Consider the following 19,256-nt stretch of genomic DNA (forward strand, 5'->3'; position numbering starts at 1 on the left):
TTGCGGAAAGGAAGGGAAAAAGGGGGGGGAAAGAAAAGGGAGGGGGAAGGAAAACAAAAAGGGGTGGGGCCCCCCCTCCCTTACTCCCCCCCGCCGCTTCGTTTTCCGACCTCTGCGTACCGACTGCGGACCGAACCCGGGAATCAGTTGTGTTCCGTGCAGTTCAGGTTTACACGTCGAAGTAGAGCGCGAACTCGTACGGGTGGGGGCGGACGTTGATCTCGGCGATCTCGGAGTCGCGCTTGAGGCGGATCCAGGTGTCGATCAGGTCGTCGGTGAAAACCCCGCCCTGTGTGAGGTAGTCGTGGTCGGCCTCGAGCCGGTCGATGACCTGTTCGAGGCTGCCGGGGGTCTGGGTGACCTCGGCGCTCTCCTCCGGGGTGAGCTCGTAGAGGTCCTTGTCGACCGGCAGGGCGGGCTCGATCTTGTTGGTGATGCCGTCGAGCCCGGCCATCATCATGGCGGCGAAGGACAGGTACGGGTTGCCGGAGGAGTCGGGGCAGCGGAATTCGAGGCGCTTGGCGCTGGCACTGGTGCCGGTCACCGGAATGCGCACGGCGGCGGAGCGATTGCGCTGGCTGTAGACCAGATTCACCGGCGCCTCGAATCCGGGCACCAGGCGCTTGTAGGAGTTCACCGTCGGGTTGGTGAAGGCCAGCAGGGACGGCGCGTGGTGCAGCAGGCCGCCGATGTAGTGGCGGGCCAGATCGGACAGGCCCGCGTAGCCGGCCTCGTCGTAGAACAGCGGTGAGCCGTCCTTCCACAGGGATTGGTGCACGTGCATGCCGGATCCGTTGTCGCCGAACAGCGGTTTGGGCATGAAGGTGACGGTCTTGCCGGACTCCCAGGCGGTGTTCTTGACGATGTACTTGTAGAGCATCAGGTCGTCGGCGGCGGCGAGCAGGGTGTTGAACCGGTAGTTGATCTCCGCCTGCCCGGCGGTGCCGACCTCGTGATGCCCCTTCTCCAATTCGAATCCGGCGCGCTGCAGATGGGTGCACATGCGGTCGCGCAGGTCCACGTCCGCGTCATACGGAGCGACCGGGAAATAGCCGCCCTTGGGCCGGACCTTGTAGCCACGGTTGGGGGTACCGTCGGGATTCGTGCGCCGGCCGGTGTTCCAGTCGGCCGACGACGAATCCACCTCGTAGAAGGCCCCGTTCATGGCGGTGTCGTAGCGCACCGAATCGAAGATGTAGAACTCGGCCTCGGGCCCGAAGTAGGCGGTGTCGGCAATACCGGTGGAGCGCAGGTATTCCTCGGCCTTGCGGGCCACATTGCGGGGATCGCGGCTGTAGGCGGCACGGGTGTGCGGGTCGTGGACGAAGCAGCTGATATTGAGGGTCTTGGCGGCGCGGAACGAATCCAGTTGCGCGGTGCGCAGATCCGGTAGGAGCAGCATGTCGGACTCGTGGATGGCCTGGAAGCCGCGCACCGACGAACCGTCGAAGGCGATGCCGTTCTCGACCAGATCCGCGCCGAACATGCTCGCCGGGATCGAGAAATGCTGCTGGATGCCGGGGACGTCGCAGAATCGGATGTCGACGTATTCGACTTCCTCGACGTCGATGTAGCTCTGTACTCCGTTGATGGTAGGGGTGATCACCGCTCGCTCCTCGTGGCCGCGCACGCCTACCCGATCGGACGGCCCGGTCGGGGTCCGGCGGTCCTGCTCGTGCTAACACGATACGTCGCAGGCATCCGGGGATGGACGCGAATGAAACTGTGTTACAAGAGCACTACCGCCTCCCCGTATTGTTGCGGCCCGATCTACAAGCATCTTTGTCACTGTGCACAAATCCGCCCCCGCAGATCTTCGCCATTGCCACTGGTCCGCCCGGACCGCTGTGCGGTCTGCTGGAACAGCCCGGGGCCGTGGCCGCCCCGGCGATGGTCGATCCAGAGGTAGGTCGTGAGTTCAGTACCGCGTGCGGGGACGGCCCCGCGCACCATGGTCGAGGCGTTCCAGGCCAATGTGGCCCGGCACCCGGAGGAGATCGCGCTGCGCACGCTCGGCGGCACGGTAGTCCTAACCTGGCGCGAATACGGTGATCGGGTCCGCGCCATCGCCGCGGGCTGGCGGCGCGCGGTATCGGCCGCGGCGACACGGTGGCACTGATGCTGACCAATCGGCCCGAATTCCACCTGTGCGACACCGCGATCCTGCACACCGGCGCGACACCGTTCTCGGTCTACAACACCAATCCGGTGGATCTGCTGGTCTACCAGTTCGGGAACGCGGGCAACCGCGCGGTCGTCTGTGAGGCGCAGTTCGCGCCGCAGGTCCTCGAGGCGGTGGCGAAGTCGGCCGCGCAGGGCATCGCGGTCGAGCACGTGATCTGTGTCGACGACGCGCGCGAGGGGTGCGTGTCGCTGGCGGAGATCGAAGCCACCGGAGACGGCCGATTCGACTTCGAATCCGCCTGGCGGGCGGTGGATCCGGAGGATCTGCTGACCATCGTCTACACCTCCGGCACCACCGGCCCACCCAAGGGGGTGGAGCTCACCCACACCAATTTCCTCGAGAACGCCCGCGTGGTGGACGAATTCGGCGGCGGCTCCCCCGCCGACAAGGTGGTCTCCTATCTGCCCGACGCGCACGCCGCCAATCGCTGGTTCGCGCACTACCTGTCCATGCTGACCGGCGGCGAGATCACCACCTGCCCGGACCTGCGGCAGGTAGCGGGTAGCGGGCGCGCTGACAGAGGTGCGTCCGACAGTGTTCCTGGGGGTGCCCCGGGTCTGGGTGAAAGTCAAAGCGGCACTGGAGGAACGGGTCGCCACCGAGACCGGCCCGATGCAGCGGCTGCTCATCGGCTGGGCGATCCGCACCGGCCGGGCGCGGGCGCGGGCGGCGTCGGACGGCCGCGCGCGGAGCGTGCTCGACACCGTGCGGTTCCGGCTCGCGGATCGCCTGGTGCTGTCCAGGATTCGCGCAGAGCTGGGCATGGACCGTATCCGGATCGCCGTCACCGGTTCCGCGCCCATCCCGCGCGACACCCACGAGTTCTTCCTGGGCCTGGGCCTGCCGTTGTGCGAGGGGTACGGCATGACCGAGTGCACCGCGGGCGCGACCGTGGACCGCCCCGCTGGCGGGCACGGTGGTGGCCATCGGCGAGGGCCGTGCCTACAACACCGCGCTCATCTGCCTGGACCCCGAGCTGGCCGCCGCCTTCGCCGAACGCCATCAGCTGACCGATCGGAGCCTGCCGGCCCTGGCCGCGCACCCGCGGGTGCTGAAATCCCTGCAAGAGGGCGTCGACGCGGCGAACAGCAAGCTCTCGCGAGTCGAGCAGATCAAGAAGTTCGCGGTGCTGCCCGAGGTGTGGGCCCCTGGTAGTGATCACCTCACGGCCACCGGGAAACTCAGACGCAAACCGATAGCTACCACGTACGCCGCTACTATCGACTCGCTGTACGGGTAGTAGGAGGGTGATGCAGGCGCGATTGCGGGACCGAACGCTCGAGGAGCTGTACCGGCGCGCGGTCGTGGCGCGCGCGGAGGTACCGGCCTCGATGCCGCGCTACCGCACCCTGCCCGAACCCCTGGTGGCCGGCGGTTTCGAACGCGGCATCACCCTGAATGTGGACCTGTTCTTCGAGTTCGTGCGCTCCGGCCGCGTGCCCTCGCCGGCGGACACCCAGGAGGTCGTGCAGATCGCGCTGAGCCGGGTCCGCGACGGCGAATCCCTCGAAGACGTGCTGGGCCGCTACAGCATGGGCGCGGAATACCTGTGGTCTCGCCTGAAGGACACCGCCACCGAGCCGGAGCGGGAACTGCTCGAGGACGCCGCGGTGTCGCTGCTGCGGTACATCACGCTGCTGACCACCCGCATCGCCACCGCGTGCGTGCAGCGCGCGCACGATCCGCGCTGGGAGTTGCTGGAACGCCGCCGCGCCATCGCCGACGCGCTGCTCGCCGGCCGCGACCCGATCGAGTGGGCGGACGAACCGGCCATCACGGTGCCGGACGCGTTCCTGGTCGCGGCGTTCCGGCTGGGCACGACCCGCAGCGCCGATACCGGCGAGCTGCGCCATCGCATCGAGTCCATTCCGGGTGTGTTCCTGCGGCTGGACAGCGGCGGCTGGACCGCGTTGCTGCCGCTGCAACCCGGCGACGACGGCACCGCCACTCTGACCGCACTGACCAGCCGCCTGCCCGGTCCCGCGCGACCCGCCGCGCCCCAGCCCGAGGCGCCGCTGTCCCGGATGGGCCCGCCCGCACCGTTCTGGGTGGGCGTCGCCACCGCCGTGTCGCACGCGGAGGTCCCCGCGGTCTTCGCCGAGGCCCGCCTGCTGGCCGAGCTCGGCCGCTGCCTGGACCGCCCGCAGCCGGTCTGCCGCCGCCCGGACCTCATGTTCGAATACACCGTCGCCGCAGGTGGTTCCGCCCGCGCGGGGCTGGCGGCCGTGCTCGCGCCGCTGGATTCCCAGCCGCTGCTGGCGGAGACCCTGGAGGTCTTCGTGGACACCGGCTTCAATCAGCTGGCCACCGCCCGGCTGCTCACCATCCACCGCAATACCGTCACCTACCGGCTGGCCCGGGTGCACGAACTGACGGGCCTGGATCCGCACCGCCCGACCGACGCCATGACGCTGTCGGCCGCCCGCATCGCCCGGCGGCTCGAAATCGCCTGCTTCGCACCGTAATCCGTCCCCCGAACCGGCCCGTGACGCATCCTCGTTGCGGGCCTTCATGATTCACCGGCCCCCGCCGCTTGGACATATGCACAATGGCCTGAGCCACAGTCTTGGCGATTGCCGGTAGCGGCGCGCGGGCGCTGTGCGGTCTGCTGAACTCCGACGATGAGGTCGTGCGCGGTGCCGGTGATCCGGCGGACCCGACCGCGGCCTCCCAACCATCCGCAGAGGTAGATCGTTGAGTAGCTCCTTCCGGCCGCGCCGCTGCCGTCTGGCCCCGTGGGCCGTGGCCGGCTTCTCCGTGCTGGCCATGACCGTCACGTCCACCACCCCCGCCGGGGCCGCGCCGGTGTTCGGTCCGGTGCCCGACGCGCCCGTGAACTTCGGGCTCCCGTCCGGCTATCAGCCGACGCCGGAGCGGTACGGGGTGGGTTATCAACTGGGACAGGTCGTTCCGCTCTCCGACGGCACCCAACTGCAGGCCGAGGTGCGCTACCCGACCGATCCGGCGACCGGACAGCGGGCCGCGGGCGAGTTCCCGGTCATCGTCAACTTCACCACCTACGGGGCGGTGACCAGCGCGCTCACCGCCGCCATCACCGGCGTCATCGACGACCTGCACATCCAGCTCCCCGATCAGCTGAAGGACGCCCGCCGCATCATCGATCAGGCCACCTCCATGCAGGACATGCTGGTGCGGCACGGCTATATCGAGGTCACCGCGGACGTGCGCGGCACCGGCGGTTCGACGGGCGCGTGGAGTCCGGCTTCCGAGCAGGACGGCAAGGACGGCGCGGAACTGGTGGACTGGGCCGCGCGGCTGCCCGGCTCCAATGGCAAGGTCGGCATGTACGGCTATTCGTTCCCGGGCCTGTCGGCCATGCGGACCGCCGAAACCGTCGGCCCCGGTTCGCCATTGAAGGCGATCGTGCCGTTCGCGGTGCCCAACAACATCTTCGACGAGGTGCTCAACCACGACGGCATGATGAGCCCGCTGCTGCTCACGGTCATCTCGCTGATGGTCCCCTACCTCAGCCTGATCGGACCGTTCCTGACCGCCGCGGTCTCACCCCAGCTGTTCCTGAAGTCCCTCGGCGATCACCTGCTGGCGCTGGTCGGCCCGGACACCAGCACCGTGAAGCTGCTGTTCGACGCCTACACCGGCGGCTCCACCGCCTACGACACCTCCTGGTGGCAGGACCGGCGTTTCGAGACCGGCCTGCACAACCTGGTCGACAACGGCATCGCCATGTACCAGGTGGACGGCTGGTGGGATCTGTATCAGGAAGGCGCGGTGCGCAATTACGCGCAGCTGCAGAACCTGGCGGCAGGCCGCGACCAGTTCGCGCCCATGGCTCCCGGCCAGCAGGCCGACGGGCGCTACCAATTGCTCATCGGCCCTTGGTATCACGTCGGCCTGGGGCTGGGGCCGGGCTCGCGCATGGACACCGATCGGATCACCCTGGCCTGGTTCGACCGGTGGCTCGCGGACATTCACAATGGCGTCGACGAGACCGGCAACCCGCTGCACGTCATCGACGCCGGCGACAATGCCGCCGACACCGCGCGCTATCCGTTCGAGCAGGCGGCCGTCCAGCAGCGCTATTTCGACGGTGACCGTCTCGTCGCGGACCAGCCGACGGCTGCCGACGCCTCCGATCGCCTGAATTACACCGGCATCGACAACATCTGCAATCGCGAGTCGCTGGGCCAGTACACGGCGGGCCTGCTCGATTTCGTGTTCCGGATCTTCACCGTCTCCAACCCGTGCACCGAATGGGTGCAGGATCCGACGGCGGGCCTGCGCTACACCATGGACCCGGTGACCGAGCCGACCGTGCTGGCCGGGCCGTCGAGCGTCACCCTGTACGCCTCCTCCACCGGCACCGACGCCGCGTTCCAGGTGTGGCTCGACGATGTCGCGCCGGACGGCACGGCCGTGAACATTACGGGCGGTTCGCAATTGGCCAGCCAGCGCACCCTCGACGACGGCAAGACCTGGACGACCGCCGACGGCACCGTCTATGCGCCCGAGCACACCGTACTGAAGGAGAACGAGCAGCTGCTCACGCCGGGCGACGTGGTGAAAATGGAGGTCAAGATCCGGCCCGCCTTCCACCGCCTCGAGCCCGGCCACGCGCTGCGGCTACGCATCAGCAGCGGTACGTTCCCCTCGACCATCCCCAATCCGGCGGATCTGGGCCGGCTGCTGGGCACCTCGCAGCAGATCCAGAAGAACGCGGTGTATCCGTCGGCGCTGGTGGTTCCACTCGGACCGGCGGACTCGTTCACGCACTGAACCGGACGGTGGAGCGCTTCCAGCTCGGCGAGGGGCCCGCGCCCACGGTCGTCGCGCTGCGCGCCGCTACAGGTGCATCCAGTTCGGCCACACCCGTGACCACGGCTGCTTCGGGCCCGAGCACTTCCAGATGGTGACGTCCTGGGTATTGCCCTTGAAGCCCAGCCGGGTGTCCACCTTGCCGACGGGTTCGACGTGCTCGAACTGGCTGCGCAGCACCGCCTCGGAGTCGCCGACGGCCAGCACCGCGGTGGCATCGTCGGGCGGGGCGCCGAAGTAGCCGAAGCCGCGACTGGGGCTGTACAGCGGCGGTAGCCGGTCGCGGCCGAGTTCGTCGAGCGCGCTCGCCTGCCAGTAGGTGTCGGTGATGATGACCGCGTGCGCGCGCTCGGCCGGGGTGAGCGCCCGGTAGGCGCGGGTCACCTCGTCGGTGAGCTCGTGCCACCCGAAGGAGCCGTACACGCCGATACGGATGGCGGCCTCGGCGTCGTCACGGGGCGGATGCACCTGATCGGCGGGCCGCCACGGGGTCGAGTAGAGCGTGAAAACCGTTGCGCCCAGCGCCAATACGGCCACACAGCCGGTGAGCGCCCGGCGCCACATCGAGCCGATCCGCTCGGCCGTGCCGACCACGCCGACCGCACCCGCCGCGATCAGCACCGCGTACATGCCCGCCGCGTAGTAGATCCGCCCGCCGGTGACCAGGAACGCCGCGTACAACAGCAGCGGGGTGACACCCAGAAACCGGAAGGGCCGCAGCACATCCCAGCGCAGCAGCACCCACAGTCCCCACACCAGCAGCAGAGCGCCCAGATATCCCGCCAGGCTCACCGACATCGGCACGAACAGCAGCCGCCCGCCCAGGATCCCCTGCTCGGATCCGATCACCCCGCCCATCTTCAGCTGCGGCCAGGAGTGCCGGGCCTGCCAGATCAGTTCGGGCACCGTGGCCGCCACCACGATCACCCCGCCCACCCACAGCAGCGGCCGCCGCACCAGCTCGCGCGGCCCGCACAGCAGGCTGCTCGCCGCGACCGCGATCCAGAAGAACGGGATCAGCCACTTCACCTGCATATCCAGCGCGGTGACCAGGGCGGCGGCCAGCAGCAGCCGGTCGTCGCGGGTCCGCACCCAGCGCACCACCAGCGAGGTGATGATCACCCACAGCGCGGTGTCGACGGCATTGGTGGTGAGCATGGTCCCCTGCAACAGCAGGAACGGCGAGCCGGCGTACCCCACCGCGGCGAGCAGCTGCGCCCACCGGCCACCGTCGAATTCCCGCGCGAGCATGGCACAGAGCACGATCGCGGTCACCGTCAATGCGACCGACGGCAGCCGCAGCACGAAGAACGATCCGGGCGCGAGGCTGTCCATCAGCCACGCCAGCAGCGGCAGCACCGGCCCCTGATCGGCGTACCCGAACCCCGGCCGCCGGCCCGCGGCCAGGAAGTACAGCTCGTCCCCGAAATACCCGTACCGGCTCGCCGACAACAGCAGCACCACTGCCGCCGGCACCGCGACCGCCGCGACGGTCCACCACGCCATGGGCGGGCGTTCCTCGGCCTTGGCGTGCCGTCCGGCACCGAGCGGCCGAGCTGGGCGATTCATCACATCGGTCAACGCGCACTCCTCGCCGGCGGGTCATGCTGCGAACACTCCGGAATCTACAGCTTATTTCCAGCAAATTCCGGACACGGCGACACGAGATCTATACTCGATGCCGGTGTGACTGCCGCACAACGCGTTTCAGCGAAGGAGGACGGCATGACCGACCAAACCCCCGAGACCAATCCCTACGGGACCCCGACCACCACCGGGCCGGAGCCGATCCGGTCCTATCAGAACCTGCTCAATACCTTCATTCGCGGCCTGCTGCGGGTGCCGGTGCTGTCTGCCCGGGTCGGTAAGCGGCTGTGCGTGCTGCACGTGGTGGGCCGCAAATCGGGCAGGCACTACGACGTGCCCGTCGCCTACACCCGCCACGACGGCGACATCCTGGTCGGCACCGCCAAGCATCCGTGGGTCAGCAATATCCGCAAGGGCGTGCCCATCGAGGTGTCCTTCGGCGGGCCCAGGCACACCGCCGACGCCGAGGTGATCACCGATGCCGAATCGGTGGTGCGGCTGTCGGAGGCCATCGCCCGCGACAACGAGCAGTGGGCCAAGTTCAACGGCATGGGCGTCGACGCGGCGGGCAATCCCAACCTGGCCGATGCCTACCAGAGCTGGCAGCAGGGCTGTGTGATCATCCGGCTCACCGTGCGCTGATCTTCCGACTCACTGTGCACTGAGCCGCCCACCGGGCGTCAGTCGGCGCGCCGGGCCTGGACGTAGTCCTCGGCGTTCAGGCCCACCAGCACCTGACGCACCAGCGGCGGGGCCCACGAGGCGGAGGCGTCGTGGCCGACCACCGGATCGGTGAGGGTCACCGTGTGCCCGCGGGTCTCGAACTCGAAGGTCCCTGCCGCCCGAATGTTCTTCAGCCAGTCCACGTCCCGCCCGTAGGTCAGGGCGATGCGATAGCCGCCGTCGCGCTCGAAGACCATGACCGGGGACCGGTAGACACGCCCGGACCGACGACCGCGGTGGATCACGATCCCGAAGAACGGCGCCACCCGGGCCCCGACCCCCAGTACCGGGTTGCTGACCCGCCGATTGATCCTCGCGAGTACCTGCGGCAGCGGCATGATCTCGTCCTCCCTGACGAAAACGGTTGCGCCCCTGAGACTACGCCGGGAGCCGGGAGCCCGCGCGGCATCGTTACTGTGCACAGCAGGGCGCCGGGTCACACGGCGCGGCAGGAAGGAGAGCCCGGTCCATGCCGGAGATGATCGCGGTGTACGACGCCGCCGGTCGTGAGATCGGCGCGCAGGAGCGCGCGGTGGTGTACGCCCGGGGCCTGTGGCACGCCAGTGCGGGCGTGCTGGTCCGCTCGGGCGACGGGTCGAAGGTATACGTGCACAAACGGACCGATACCAAGGCCGTTTTCGCCGGCATGCACGACTGCCTGGCGGGCGGGGTGCTGGATCCGGGCGAGGAACCGGCCGCGGCGGCGGTGCGGGAGCTGGGCGAGGAACTGGGCATCGAACTGGGCCCGCACGACGATCGGCCGCTGCCACTTGCGAGTGCGTCCTGGGACGGCGAGTGGGCGGGGCGGCCGATGCGCTGCCACCTGTTCGCCTACGAGCTGCGCTACGACGGGCCGATCCGGCATCAGCCGGAGGAGATCGCGGACGGCTGGTGGTGGTCCGACGAGGAGCTGCGGTCGCATCTGGAGAACCCGGCGTGGCCGTTCGTGCCCGACACCCGGGTGCTCATCCCGGACCTGCTGCGCTGAGCCCACGAACGCCGACGGCCCACCGAATCCCGCGCGATTCGATGGGCCGACGTGCTACTGCGGTTTCAGGCGGTCGGCGTGGTGCCGCCGGCACTGCCGCTGAACAGACCCTGGATGGTCTTGATCAGAACCGAAGCCAGGAAATCCGAAGCGGATCCGGACACGGGTTACTCCTCATCTTTCAAATGACATGTCGGGCATGTGAATCATGCACGGTTCACATTCGAGGGGAAGCCATTTCCCGGGGAAACATTTTCCGAACCCGACGAGAGGTACACGGTAGAACGCGTTCCACCAGGGTTTATATCGGTTTGATAAAATTGTGACTTACGTCACATAATGGACGGAACGCGCTACTTCCCGCCCTCGGCGAGGGTGACCGGCTGTGCGATGTAGGAACTCCCGGTGACATCGACGCCCTGGGACTTCAACTGGTCCAGGGCCTTGGTGACGTACTCGACGCTGTACGCGGCGGCGTCGGGATCCTTGGTGAGGACGGTCTTGCCCTCCTGGTTGCGGGTGGTCTTCGCGATCGAGACGGTGCGGTCCCACGCCGCCTGGTCGATCATCCCGATTCCGCTCGGAGACGGCCAGATCAGCTTGTTCACCTCGGTGATCTGCCACTGCTGATGACTCGCCCCCAGGGTCGACCCGGCGGCCACCGTCAGATCGCGGCACCTGTCCACATTGTCGCGGCAGAAGGCCCAGCCCTTCAGCGAGGCGGCGATGAACTTCACCGTCTGATCGGCGTACTTGGCGTCCTTCAGCTTGTCGGTGTTGGCCCAGATGGCGTCCTGGAGCATGGCCACACCCTGATCGTTCCAGTCGATGCTGGCGAAATCGTCTGCCGTGTACAGCTTTCCGGTAGCGGGGTTCTTCACCTCGAGCAGTTGCGCGTACTCGTTGTAGGACATGGCCTGGGCGGCGTCGATGTCGTGGGCGAGGAAGGCGTTCATGTCGAACTGCTGCTGGACCAGGGTGACGTCCTTGGCGGGGTCCAGACCCGCCTTGGTCATGCCGGCGAAGAGTTCGAATTCGTTGCCGTAGCCCCAGTTTCCGACCTTCTTGCCCTTCAGGTCGGCGGGGCCGTTGATGCCCGCGCTCTTGAACGACACCTGCTTGGTGCCGGAGCGCTGGAAGATCTGGGCGACATCGGTGATGCCCGCACCGGCCTCGCGGGAGGCCAGGGCCTTGGGCACCCAGGCGATCGCGTAGTCGGCCTGTCCCTGGGCCAGGACCGTCTGGGGCACGATATCGGTGCCGCCGTCGAGGATCTGGACGTCGAGGCCCTCCTCCTTGTAGTAGCCCTGGGCCTGGGCGGCCAAGTAGCCCGCGAACTGGCCCTGCTTGAACCATTGCAGTTGCAGCTTGACCTTGGTGAGCCCGTCGGCGGTGGTCGAGGAATTGTCGGCGGTGCTGCATCCGGACAGCGCCGCCACCGCCAGGGTGGCGGCGGCCAGCACGGCCCGGATGCGGAATCTGCGGGTGGCACTTCTCATTTCGATCTCCCAGGGATGGTGCGGGGTCTGCGGGTGAGCTGTTCGAGCAGCAGCACGGCGGCCAGAAACACCAGGCCGAGAATCATGGCGGCAACCACGTAGGCCCAGGCGCGCGGATAGGCGGTATTGGCCGCCGCGGAGGTGATGCGGCTGCCCAGACCGTGCTGGAGACCGCCGAAGTATTCGGCGATGATCGCCGCGATCACCGCACCGGGCGCCGCGATGCGCAGACCGGTGAACAGGTACGGCAGCGCGGCGGGCAGGCGCACGGTGCGGGTGATCTGCCAGCCGGTGGCGGCGTAGGCGGTCATGAGGTCTTCGTGCACCCGCGGGACCTGACGCAATCCCCGGGTGGTGCTGACGAAGACGGGGAAGAACACGACGATGGTGGCCACCAGCCGGCGCGGCAGGTCGGTGGTGGTGGAGTACATGGAGTTCAGCAGCGGAGCCAGCGCCACGATGGGCACCGCCGCCGCGCCCGCCGCCAGCGCGCCGAGCACCCCGTCGACCACCCGGAAGCGCACGGCCACCGTGGCGGCGGCCATGCCGAGCACCGCACCGGCGAGCAGGCCGGCCAGTGCGTTCTTCCCGGTGGCCAGGGCGGCCTCCAGGATGGCGTGGTGATTGTCGGCGAAGGCCTGTCCGATGGTGCTGGGCGCGGGAAGCAGGAACGACGGGACACCCGCCGCGACGGTCAGCACCTGCCACAGCACCAGCAGGGCGACGCCGAAAAGCACTGGCGGCAACCAGGATCGGAGCACGCGGATCATCGCATGTCCCGTCCGGCGGCGCTTTTCGGCGTGCCTGCGCCGCCGTGCCCCTCATGCAGGGCGGCGCGGACCGCGGCCACAGCGGTGAAGAATTCCTCGCTGGACCGGACCTCGTCGTCGCTGTGGCGGTCCCGGCCGCCGGTGGCCAGCACCTCGGTGATGCGCCCGGGACGCGGGGTCATGACCACCACGCGGTCGGAGAGGAAGACCGCCTCCGGGATCGAGTGCGTGACGAAAACCACTGCGGCGCCGGTCTCTTCGGCGATGCGCAGCAGTTCGCCCTGCATGCGCTCGCGGGTCATCTCGTCGAGCGCGCCGAACGGCTCGTCCATGAGCAGCAGCGGTGGTTTGCGGGCCAGCGCGCGGGCGATGGCGACGCGCTGCTGCATGCCGCCGGACAGCTCGGCCGGGAAGCGCCGCGCGAATTCGGTCAGGCCGGTGATCTCGAGCAGTTCGGCACTGCGGGCGCGCCTTTCGGTCTTGCGCACCCTGTGCAGCTGCAACGGCAGTTCGATGTTCTCCTGCACGGTCCGCCAATCCAGCAGTCCGGCCTGCTGGAAGGCGATGCCGTACTCCTGATCGAGCCGGGCCTGCCTGGCGGTCTTCCCGTGCACCACAACGGTTCCCGAGCTCGGCTGCTCCAAATCGGCCACGATGCGCAGCAGCGTGGACTTGCCGCACCCGGACGGGCCGATCAGGGAGACGAATTCACCCGCCGCGACGCGCAGGCTCACGTCCTCGAGCGCGGTCACCGCGCCGGCGGCGAATATCTTGCCGACGCCACGCAACTCGACGGCGGGTATGGCCGCGGCCATCGCCGGTTCCGGTGCGGCCGCGGATGTCTCGACGGTCACGGGGTACCTCCGAACGAACGAACGGGCAGAGCGATGGTCACCGGGCCGCTCCCGCGGTGTGGCCGGGCCGGGCATAGCGGCGCAGCAGCACCTCGGCGAGCGAGACCAATCCGGTGAGCACCACACCGAGCAGGGCCGCCGCGATCACCGCGGCGTACAACCGCGCCGCATTGCCGGTCGACTGCTGGGAGAAGACGATGATCTGGCGGCCGATCCCGCCCGCGGTGCCGGTCGAGATCTCGGCCACCACACAGCCGATCACCGCGGCGGCGGCGCCCAGCCGCAGGGCGGGCAGGAGGTGCGGCACCGCCGCGGGCAACCGCAGATGTATCAGGGTGGCCCACCATCCCGCCGCGCAGCTGTGCAGCAGCTCCACCGAAGCCCGTGCCGGAGACTGCAATCCGCGCAGCGTGCCGATGGCGACCGGGAAGAACACCAGGTAGGACGCGATCACCACGATGCTCATCCACGGCTGCCACGGCCGGCCCGCGATGACGATCTTGCCGCCCCACCCCGCCACCAGCGGGGCCAGCGCGATCAGCGGCACGGTCTGCGAGACGATCACATACGGCAGCAGGCCGCGCTCGACCCACGAGAACCGCTGCATGAGCACCGCCAGCGCGACACCGACCACCGTGCCCAGCACCAGCGCCAGCAGCGCGAGTTCGAGCGTGAAGCCCGCCGTGCGCAGCAGGGTCGCGCCGACGGTGGTCTTCCCGTCCCGTTCGCCCAGCACGGTCAGCACCGCCCAGGAATGCGGCAGCGCGCCGTCGGAGGTGCGGGGCAGGACGCGCTGGTTCCCGATGCTCACGCCATTGGCCGGAACCAGCGCCTTCACCAGCTCCCAGATCGCGATGAGCAGGGCGAAGGCCACGATTGGATACAGCAGCCGCCATCCGCGCCCGGCGAGGGCGGTGCGGGTGAACGAGAATTCCTGCGGCTCGGTACTGGTCGGGGACGGGGGGTCGGTCGTCGTCACGCTCACGATCCGGTCACCGTCGCCTCGATCGGATGTGCCAGGCGTGGCAGGACGGATTCGCCGTAGGCCTCGAGGGTGGAGGTCTTGGCGTCGTGTTGCAGGTAGACCGCGAACTGGTCGACGCCCAGGGCCTCGAGCTCGCGCAGCCGGGTCAGGTGCTCGTCCGGGGTGCCGAGAATGCAGAAGCGGTCCACGATCTCGTCGGGAACGAACTCGGCGTGCACGTTTCCCGCCCGGCCGTGCACGTTGTAGTCGTACCCGCGCCGCCCGGCGATGTAGTTGGTCAGCGCCTTGGGCACCTCGGAGTCGGAGCCGTACCGGGCGACGATGTCCGCGACGTGGTTACCGACCATGCCGCCGAACCAACGGCATTGCTCACGTGCGTGTTTCAGCGATCCGACGGTGCCGTCGGTGATGTAGGCGGGTGCCGCCACGCAGATGGTCACCTCCCCCGGGTCGCGGCCCGCGCGTTCGGCGGCCGCCCGGACGCGGGCGATGGTCCAGGCGGTGATGTCCGGGTCGGCGAGCTGGAGAATGAACCCGTCGGCCACCTCGCCGGTGAGATCCAGGGCGCGCGGACCGTATCCGGCGACCCACACCGGCAGCCGGGAGTCCTGCGCCCACGGGAAGCGGACGGTGGTGTCGCCGATGTGCGCGCTGCGGCCGTTGCCCAATTCCCTGATGACGTCGATGGATTCGCGCAGGGTCGCCAGGGTGGCAGGCCGCCCGCCCAGGGCGCGGACGGCCGAATCGCCGCGGCCGATACCGCAGATGGTGCGGTTGCCGAACATGTCGTTGAGGGTGGCGAAGGTGGAGGCGGTGACGGTCCAGTCACGAGTGGACGGGTTGGTCACCATCGGGCCCACCACGACCTTGCGGGTCGCGGCGAGAATCTGACTGTAGATGACGTAGGGCTCCTGCCACAGCAGGTGCGAATCGAAGGTCCACACGTGCGAGAACCCGTGTGTCTCCGCGATTCTCGCCAGTTCCACCACCCGTGACGCGGGCGGCGTGCACTGCAGCACCACACCGATGTCCATGCGGCACTCTCCCCTCGTAGCTCGGGTTCGTCAGATGAGGTTCTGGGACAGGCCGCGTTTGACGTACCGGCCGTGGCCGGCGCTGCCCAGGTACTGCCCCGCGTCGACGATCACCCGGCCGCGCGAGAGCACGGTGTCCACGTGCCCGTCGATCTCGAAGCCCTCGTAGGCCGAATGGTCCATGTTCATGTGGTGGGTCTTGCCCAGGCCGATGCTGGTGTGCCCGTGGGGGTCGTAGATCACCACGTCCGCGTCCGCGCCGGGGCTGATGACACCCTTGCGCGGGTAGAGCCCGAACATGCGGGCCGGGGCGGTGCAGCACACCTCCACCCATTTCTCGAGGGAGATGCGGCCGTCCTCGACGCCCTGGAACATCAGGTCCATGCGGTGCTCGATGCCGCCGATCCCGTTGGGAATCTTGCTGAAATCGCCGAGGCCGAGCTCCTTCTGGTCCTTCATGCAGAAGGGGCAGTGGTCGGTGGCCACGGTGCTGACATCGCCGGTGCGGATGTAGCGCCACAGCTCGTCCTGATGACCTTCGGCGCGGGCGCGCAGCGGCGTCGAGCACACCCATTTCGCGCCCTCGAAACCCGGTGCGCCCAGGTTCTCCTCGAGCGAGAGGTACAGGTACTGCGGGCACGTCTCGCCGAAGACGTTCTGGCCCCTGCCCCGGGCCTCCGCGATCTGTTCCAGGGCCTGCTTGGCGGAGACGTGGACGACGTAGAGCGGGGCGCCGGTCAACTGCGCCAGCATGATCGCGCGGTGGGTGGCCTCCTCCTCCATCTGCCACGGGCGCGTGACGCCGTGGTAGTACGGCGCGGTCTCGCCCCGCGAAAGCGCCTGTTCCACCAGCACATCGATGGCGATCCCGTTCTCGGCGTGCATCATGAGCAGGGCGCCGAGATCGCCCGCGGTCTGCATGGCGCGCAGGATCTGGCCGTCGTCGGAGTAGAAGACGCCCGGGTAGGCCATGAACAGCTTGAAACTGGTGACGCCCTCGGACACCAATTCGCTCATGCCCTTGAGGGATTCGGCGTCCACCGAGCCGACGATCTGATGGAACCCGTAGTCGACGGCGCAGTTTCCGGCCGCCTTCTCGTGCCACAGCGCCAGGCTGTCCTGGACCCGCTCGCCCGGCTTCTGCACCGCGAAGTCGACGATGGTGGTGGTGCCGCCCCACGCGGCGGCACGGGTGCCGGTCTCGAAGGTGTCCGACGCCTCGGTGCCGCCGAAGGGCAGCTGCATGTGGGTGTGGCCGTCGACGCCGCCGGGAATCACGTACTTGCCGGTGGCGTCGATGACGGTGTCGGCGGTGGCGGCCAGGTCGGCGCCGAGCGCGGTGGATCCCGGCTGCACCACCGCGGCGATGGTCTCGCCGTCGATGAGGACGTCGAGGGGCTGGGATCCGGTGGCGGACACCACGATTCCGCCGTGGATGAAGGTCGTGCTCACGGCTCCACCAGCTTTCCGTAGGCATCCGGACGCCGGTCCCGATAGAAGGCCCAGCGGTCGCGCACCACAGTGATCAGGTCCATGTCCAGGTCGCGGACCACCAGCTCGGGGGCGGTGTCGGAGGCGACCTCACCCACGAACTGCCCCTCGGGGTCGACGAAGTAGCTGGTGCCGTAGAAGTCGTCGTCGCCGTACTCCTCGACGCCCACCCGGTTGATGGCCCCGATGAAGTACTCGTTGGCCACCGCCGAGGCAGGCTGCTCCAGCTTCCACAGGTAGCTCGACAGTCCGCGCGAGGTAGCCGAGGGATTGAACACGATCTCCGCTCCGGCCAGGCCCAGCGCCCGCCAGCCCTCGGGGAAGTGCCGGTCGTAGCAGATGTAGACCCCGATTCTGCCGACGGCGGTGTCGAAGACCGGCCAACCCAGATTGCCGGGGCGGAAGTAGAACTTCTCCCAGAACCCGTTGACCTGCGGAATGTGGTGTTTGCGGTACTTACCTAGGTAGGTCCCGTCGGCGTCCACGACCGCCGCCGTGTTGTACAGCAGTCCCGGCTGCTCCTGCTCGTAGACGGGCAGCACCATCACCAGGCCGAGCTCGCGGGCCAGCGCCGCGAACCGCTCCACGGTGGGGCCCGGCACCGATTCGGCGTAGTCGTAGAACTTGGTGTCCTGGACCTGGCAGAAGTACGGCCCGTAGAACAGCTCCTGGAAGCAGATCACCTTCGCCCCCGCAGCAGCAGCCTGCCGCGCGTAGTCCTCGTGCGCTTTGATCATTGACTCTTTGTCGCCGGTCCAGCTCGTCTGCACCAGCGCCGCTCGAACAATCGCCATAGTTTGTGATACTGCACCTGAAACGAATTCGCTTGTGTTACAAGATGAAGGAAACGATTTCGTGACCGTAAAACCTCCGGCGCACCCGTCGGAGCCACCCCCGTCCCCCTCGCACACTGAGTCTGTGACCGCCGAATCCGCCGCCGACCTGGCCGCCGCCGCACACGACCGCACCGCGGCCGGGATCGCGGCCGGAATCGGCCAGCGGATCCGGTCCGGCGCGCTGGCACCTGGCACCCGGCTGCCCACGGTGCGCGAGGTGGCCCGGGAGCTGAAGGTCTCCCCCGTGACGGTCAATCAGGCGTGGCGAGCGCTGGCGGCCGCCGGGGCGATCGTGGCGCGCGGCCGGGCGGGCACCTTCGTCCAGGACGCGCCGCACGCCCCCCACGCGCCCGCCGCCGGACGCTATCAACGCCTCCACCCCCACTCCGACAGCGTCTTCCGCATCGACCTCTCACGCGGCACCCCCGATCCGGCGCTGCTGCCCGACCTCACCGCCGCATTGCGCGGTCTCGGCGACGACGGCCGCATCGACGACCTGTCGGCCACCTACCTCGACGAGGCCGTGCTCCCCGAACTCGAGGCCGCCATTCGCGCGGACTGGCCGGCCCGCGCCGAACGGTTCACCATCCTCGACGGCGCGCTCGACGCGGTCGACCGCCTGCTCGCCGCCCACGTCCGGCTGGGTGACGCGGTGGCAGTCGAGAACCCGTGCTTCCCGCCGTTTCTGGACCTGCTGGCCAGGCTCGGGGCGCGTCCGGTTCCCATCGATCTCGACGAATCCGGCATGCGTCCGGACCGGCTGGCCGCCGCTCTGGCGGCCCGCTCCCCGGTCCTCGTACTGCTCCAGCCGCGCGCTCAGAACCCCACCGGCGCCTCGCTGTCGGCCCGGCGGGTGCGCGAACTGGCCGACGTGCTGGCCGATGCCGCGGTCGTCGCGGGCGGCACGCCGGTCATCGTCGAGGACGACCACAGTTCGGGCATCACCCACGCACCCCTGCGCTCCCTCGCGGCCCGCCTGCCGACCCGCACCGTGCACATTCGCTCCTACTCCAAATCCCACGGCGCGGACCTGCGCCTGGCGGCCGTCGGCGGCCCCGCCGACCTGCTCGACCCGCTCCTCGAACGGCGCATGCTGGGACCCGGCTGGACCAGCCGGCTGCTCCAGCGGGTGCTGCTGCACATGCTCACCGACGACGCCGCCCGCACCACCGTCACCGCGGCCCGCGGCATCTATCGCGCACGCGCGGACGCCCTGCGAAAGTCCCTGTCGCACCATGACATCCGCCTCCCCCGCGGCGACGGGATCAACCTCTGGTTCCCCGTCACGGACGAGAACGCCGCCATGATCTCCCTCGCCGCCGCCGGCATCAAAGCGGCCCCGGGCGGCCCGTTCGAGGTGACCGACCACCCCCACACCGACCACCTGCGCCTCACCGTCGCCGCCCTCGCCGACTCCGAAATCCCCGAGGTGGCACGGCATCTCGCCACCGCCGCGGTGGCCGTGCCGACCTACCGCCGGGTCCGGCGGGCCTGACGCCGTATCCACCCC

Annotated in this window: 15 protein-coding genes and 1 pseudogene; 6 read left to right on the plus strand and 10 right to left on the minus strand. The window is 68.8% G+C overall.

Annotated features, from left to right (window positions below):
- Positions 1-169 precede the first annotated feature (169 nt).
- Positions 170-1,606: a type I glutamate--ammonia ligase gene (gene glnA, locus ACFXN1_RS22105; RefSeq protein ID WP_379400120.1), complete on the minus strand. Its 1,437-nt coding sequence runs from the start codon at positions 1,604-1,606 to the stop codon at positions 170-172.
- Between the two features lie 345 nt (positions 1,607-1,951).
- On the opposite strand from glnA, the pseudogene ACFXN1_RS22110 reads away from it, so the two are divergent.
- From ACFXN1_RS22110 to ACFXN1_RS22120, 3 genes and pseudogenes are all read left to right on the plus strand, one after another.
- A pseudogene (locus ACFXN1_RS22110) lies at positions 1,952-3,425 on the plus strand (AMP-dependent synthetase/ligase).
- 10 nt (positions 3,426-3,435) lie between these two features.
- Positions 3,436-4,650: a PucR family transcriptional regulator gene (locus tag ACFXN1_RS22115; protein WP_379440752.1), complete on the plus strand. Its 1,215-nt coding sequence runs from the start codon at positions 3,436-3,438 to the stop codon at positions 4,648-4,650.
- Positions 4,651-4,879: 229 nt separating this feature from the next.
- On the plus strand, positions 4,880-6,940 hold the full coding sequence (locus tag ACFXN1_RS22120; RefSeq protein ID WP_379440754.1) for a CocE/NonD family hydrolase: 2,061 nt from the start codon (positions 4,880-4,882) through the stop codon (positions 6,938-6,940).
- 66 nt (positions 6,941-7,006) lie between these two features.
- On the opposite strand, the gene ACFXN1_RS22125 is transcribed toward ACFXN1_RS22120, so the two are convergent.
- On the minus strand, positions 7,007-8,551 hold the full coding sequence (locus tag ACFXN1_RS22125; protein ID WP_379440807.1) for a glycosyltransferase family 39 protein: 1,545 nt from the start codon (positions 8,549-8,551) through the stop codon (positions 7,007-7,009).
- A gap of 153 nt (positions 8,552-8,704) precedes the next feature.
- On the opposite strand from ACFXN1_RS22125, the gene ACFXN1_RS22130 reads away from it, so the two are divergent.
- Entirely contained in the window at positions 8,705-9,208 is a 504-nt protein-coding gene (locus ACFXN1_RS22130) for a nitroreductase family deazaflavin-dependent oxidoreductase (RefSeq protein ID WP_379440756.1), read from the plus strand.
- Positions 9,209-9,246: 38 nt separating this feature from the next.
- Here ACFXN1_RS22130 and ACFXN1_RS22135 read toward each other — a convergent pair whose 3' ends face one another.
- Positions 9,247-9,627 carry a nitroreductase family deazaflavin-dependent oxidoreductase gene (locus ACFXN1_RS22135; RefSeq protein WP_379385942.1) on the minus strand — a complete coding sequence of 127 codons (381 nt, stop codon included), beginning with the start codon at positions 9,625-9,627 and terminating at the stop codon, positions 9,247-9,249.
- 131 nt (positions 9,628-9,758) lie between these two features.
- Here ACFXN1_RS22135 and ACFXN1_RS22140 point away from each other — a divergent pair, with 131 nt between their 5' ends.
- Positions 9,759-10,277, plus strand: coding sequence for an NUDIX domain-containing protein (locus tag ACFXN1_RS22140; protein ID WP_379400124.1), 519 nt, complete (start codon positions 9,759-9,761; stop codon positions 10,275-10,277).
- Between the two features lie 353 nt (positions 10,278-10,630).
- On the opposite strand, the gene ACFXN1_RS22145 is transcribed toward ACFXN1_RS22140, so the two are convergent.
- Genes ACFXN1_RS22145 through ACFXN1_RS22175 form a run of 7 tightly spaced genes read right to left on the minus strand, consistent with a single transcriptional unit; the run spans position 10,631 to position 17,704 of the window.
- Complete coding sequence (locus ACFXN1_RS22145; protein WP_379440758.1) at positions 10,631-11,776, minus strand: ABC transporter substrate-binding protein; 1,146 nt, start codon at positions 11,774-11,776, stop codon at positions 10,631-10,633.
- Positions 11,773-12,546, minus strand: a complete 774-nt coding sequence (locus ACFXN1_RS22150) for an ABC transporter permease (RefSeq protein ID WP_379440759.1) — start codon at positions 12,544-12,546, stop codon at positions 11,773-11,775. The genes ACFXN1_RS22145 and ACFXN1_RS22150 overlap by 4 nt, the downstream gene beginning before the upstream one ends.
- A complete protein-coding gene (locus ACFXN1_RS22155) occupies positions 12,543-13,400 on the minus strand; it encodes an ABC transporter ATP-binding protein (protein ID WP_379440761.1) in 858 nt (285 codons plus the stop codon). The genes ACFXN1_RS22150 and ACFXN1_RS22155 overlap by 4 nt, the downstream gene beginning before the upstream one ends.
- A 37-nt stretch (positions 13,401-13,437) precedes the next feature.
- Positions 13,438-14,385 carry an ABC transporter permease gene (locus ACFXN1_RS22160; RefSeq protein WP_379440762.1) on the minus strand — a complete coding sequence of 316 codons (948 nt, stop codon included), beginning with the start codon at positions 14,383-14,385 and terminating at the stop codon, positions 13,438-13,440.
- Positions 14,382-15,419 (minus strand): TIGR03842 family LLM class F420-dependent oxidoreductase, encoded by a 1,038-nt coding sequence (locus ACFXN1_RS22165; RefSeq protein WP_379440764.1) that lies wholly within the window; start codon positions 15,417-15,419, stop codon positions 14,382-14,384. The genes ACFXN1_RS22160 and ACFXN1_RS22165 overlap by 4 nt, the downstream gene beginning before the upstream one ends.
- Before the next feature lie 30 nt (positions 15,420-15,449).
- Positions 15,450-16,871, minus strand: a complete 1,422-nt coding sequence (gene hydA / locus ACFXN1_RS22170; protein WP_379440765.1) for a dihydropyrimidinase — start codon at positions 16,869-16,871, stop codon at positions 15,450-15,452.
- Complete coding sequence (locus tag ACFXN1_RS22175) at positions 16,868-17,704, minus strand: nitrilase-related carbon-nitrogen hydrolase (protein ID WP_379400130.1); 837 nt, start codon at positions 17,702-17,704, stop codon at positions 16,868-16,870. Before ACFXN1_RS22175 ends, hydA begins: the two co-directional genes overlap by 4 nt.
- A 124-nt stretch (positions 17,705-17,828) precedes the next feature.
- On the opposite strand from ACFXN1_RS22175, the gene ACFXN1_RS22180 reads away from it, so the two are divergent.
- On the plus strand, positions 17,829-19,241 hold the full coding sequence (locus ACFXN1_RS22180) for a PLP-dependent aminotransferase family protein (RefSeq protein ID WP_379440767.1): 1,413 nt from the start codon (positions 17,829-17,831) through the stop codon (positions 19,239-19,241).
- Positions 19,242-19,256 lie beyond the last annotated feature (15 nt).

The organism is Nocardia sp. NPDC059154 (genome assembly GCF_042755705.1).
Lineage (GTDB): Bacteria > Actinomycetota > Actinomycetes > Mycobacteriales > Mycobacteriaceae > Nocardia.

Coding starts and splice junctions, on each gene's coding strand:
- ACFXN1_RS22115 (WP_379440752.1), top strand. CDS start 3,436: ATGCAGGCGCGATTGCGGGACCGAACGCTCGAGGAGCTGTACCGGCGC.
- ACFXN1_RS22130 (WP_379440756.1), top strand. CDS start 8,705: ATGACCGACCAAACCCCCGAGACCAATCCCTACGGGACCCCGACCACC.
- ACFXN1_RS22135 (WP_379385942.1), bottom strand. CDS start 9,627: ATGCCGCTGCCGCAGGTACTCGCGAGGATCAATCGGCGGGTCAGCAAC.
- ACFXN1_RS22140 (WP_379400124.1), top strand. CDS start 9,759: ATGCCGGAGATGATCGCGGTGTACGACGCCGCCGGTCGTGAGATCGGC.
- ACFXN1_RS22145 (WP_379440758.1), bottom strand. CDS start 11,776: ATGAGAAGTGCCACCCGCAGATTCCGCATCCGGGCCGTGCTGGCCGCC.
- ACFXN1_RS22150 (WP_379440759.1), bottom strand. CDS start 12,546: ATGATCCGCGTGCTCCGATCCTGGTTGCCGCCAGTGCTTTTCGGCGTC.
- ACFXN1_RS22165 (WP_379440764.1), bottom strand. CDS start 15,419: ATGGACATCGGTGTGGTGCTGCAGTGCACGCCGCCCGCGTCACGGGTG.
- ACFXN1_RS22175 (WP_379400130.1), bottom strand. CDS start 17,704: ATGGCGATTGTTCGAGCGGCGCTGGTGCAGACGAGCTGGACCGGCGAC.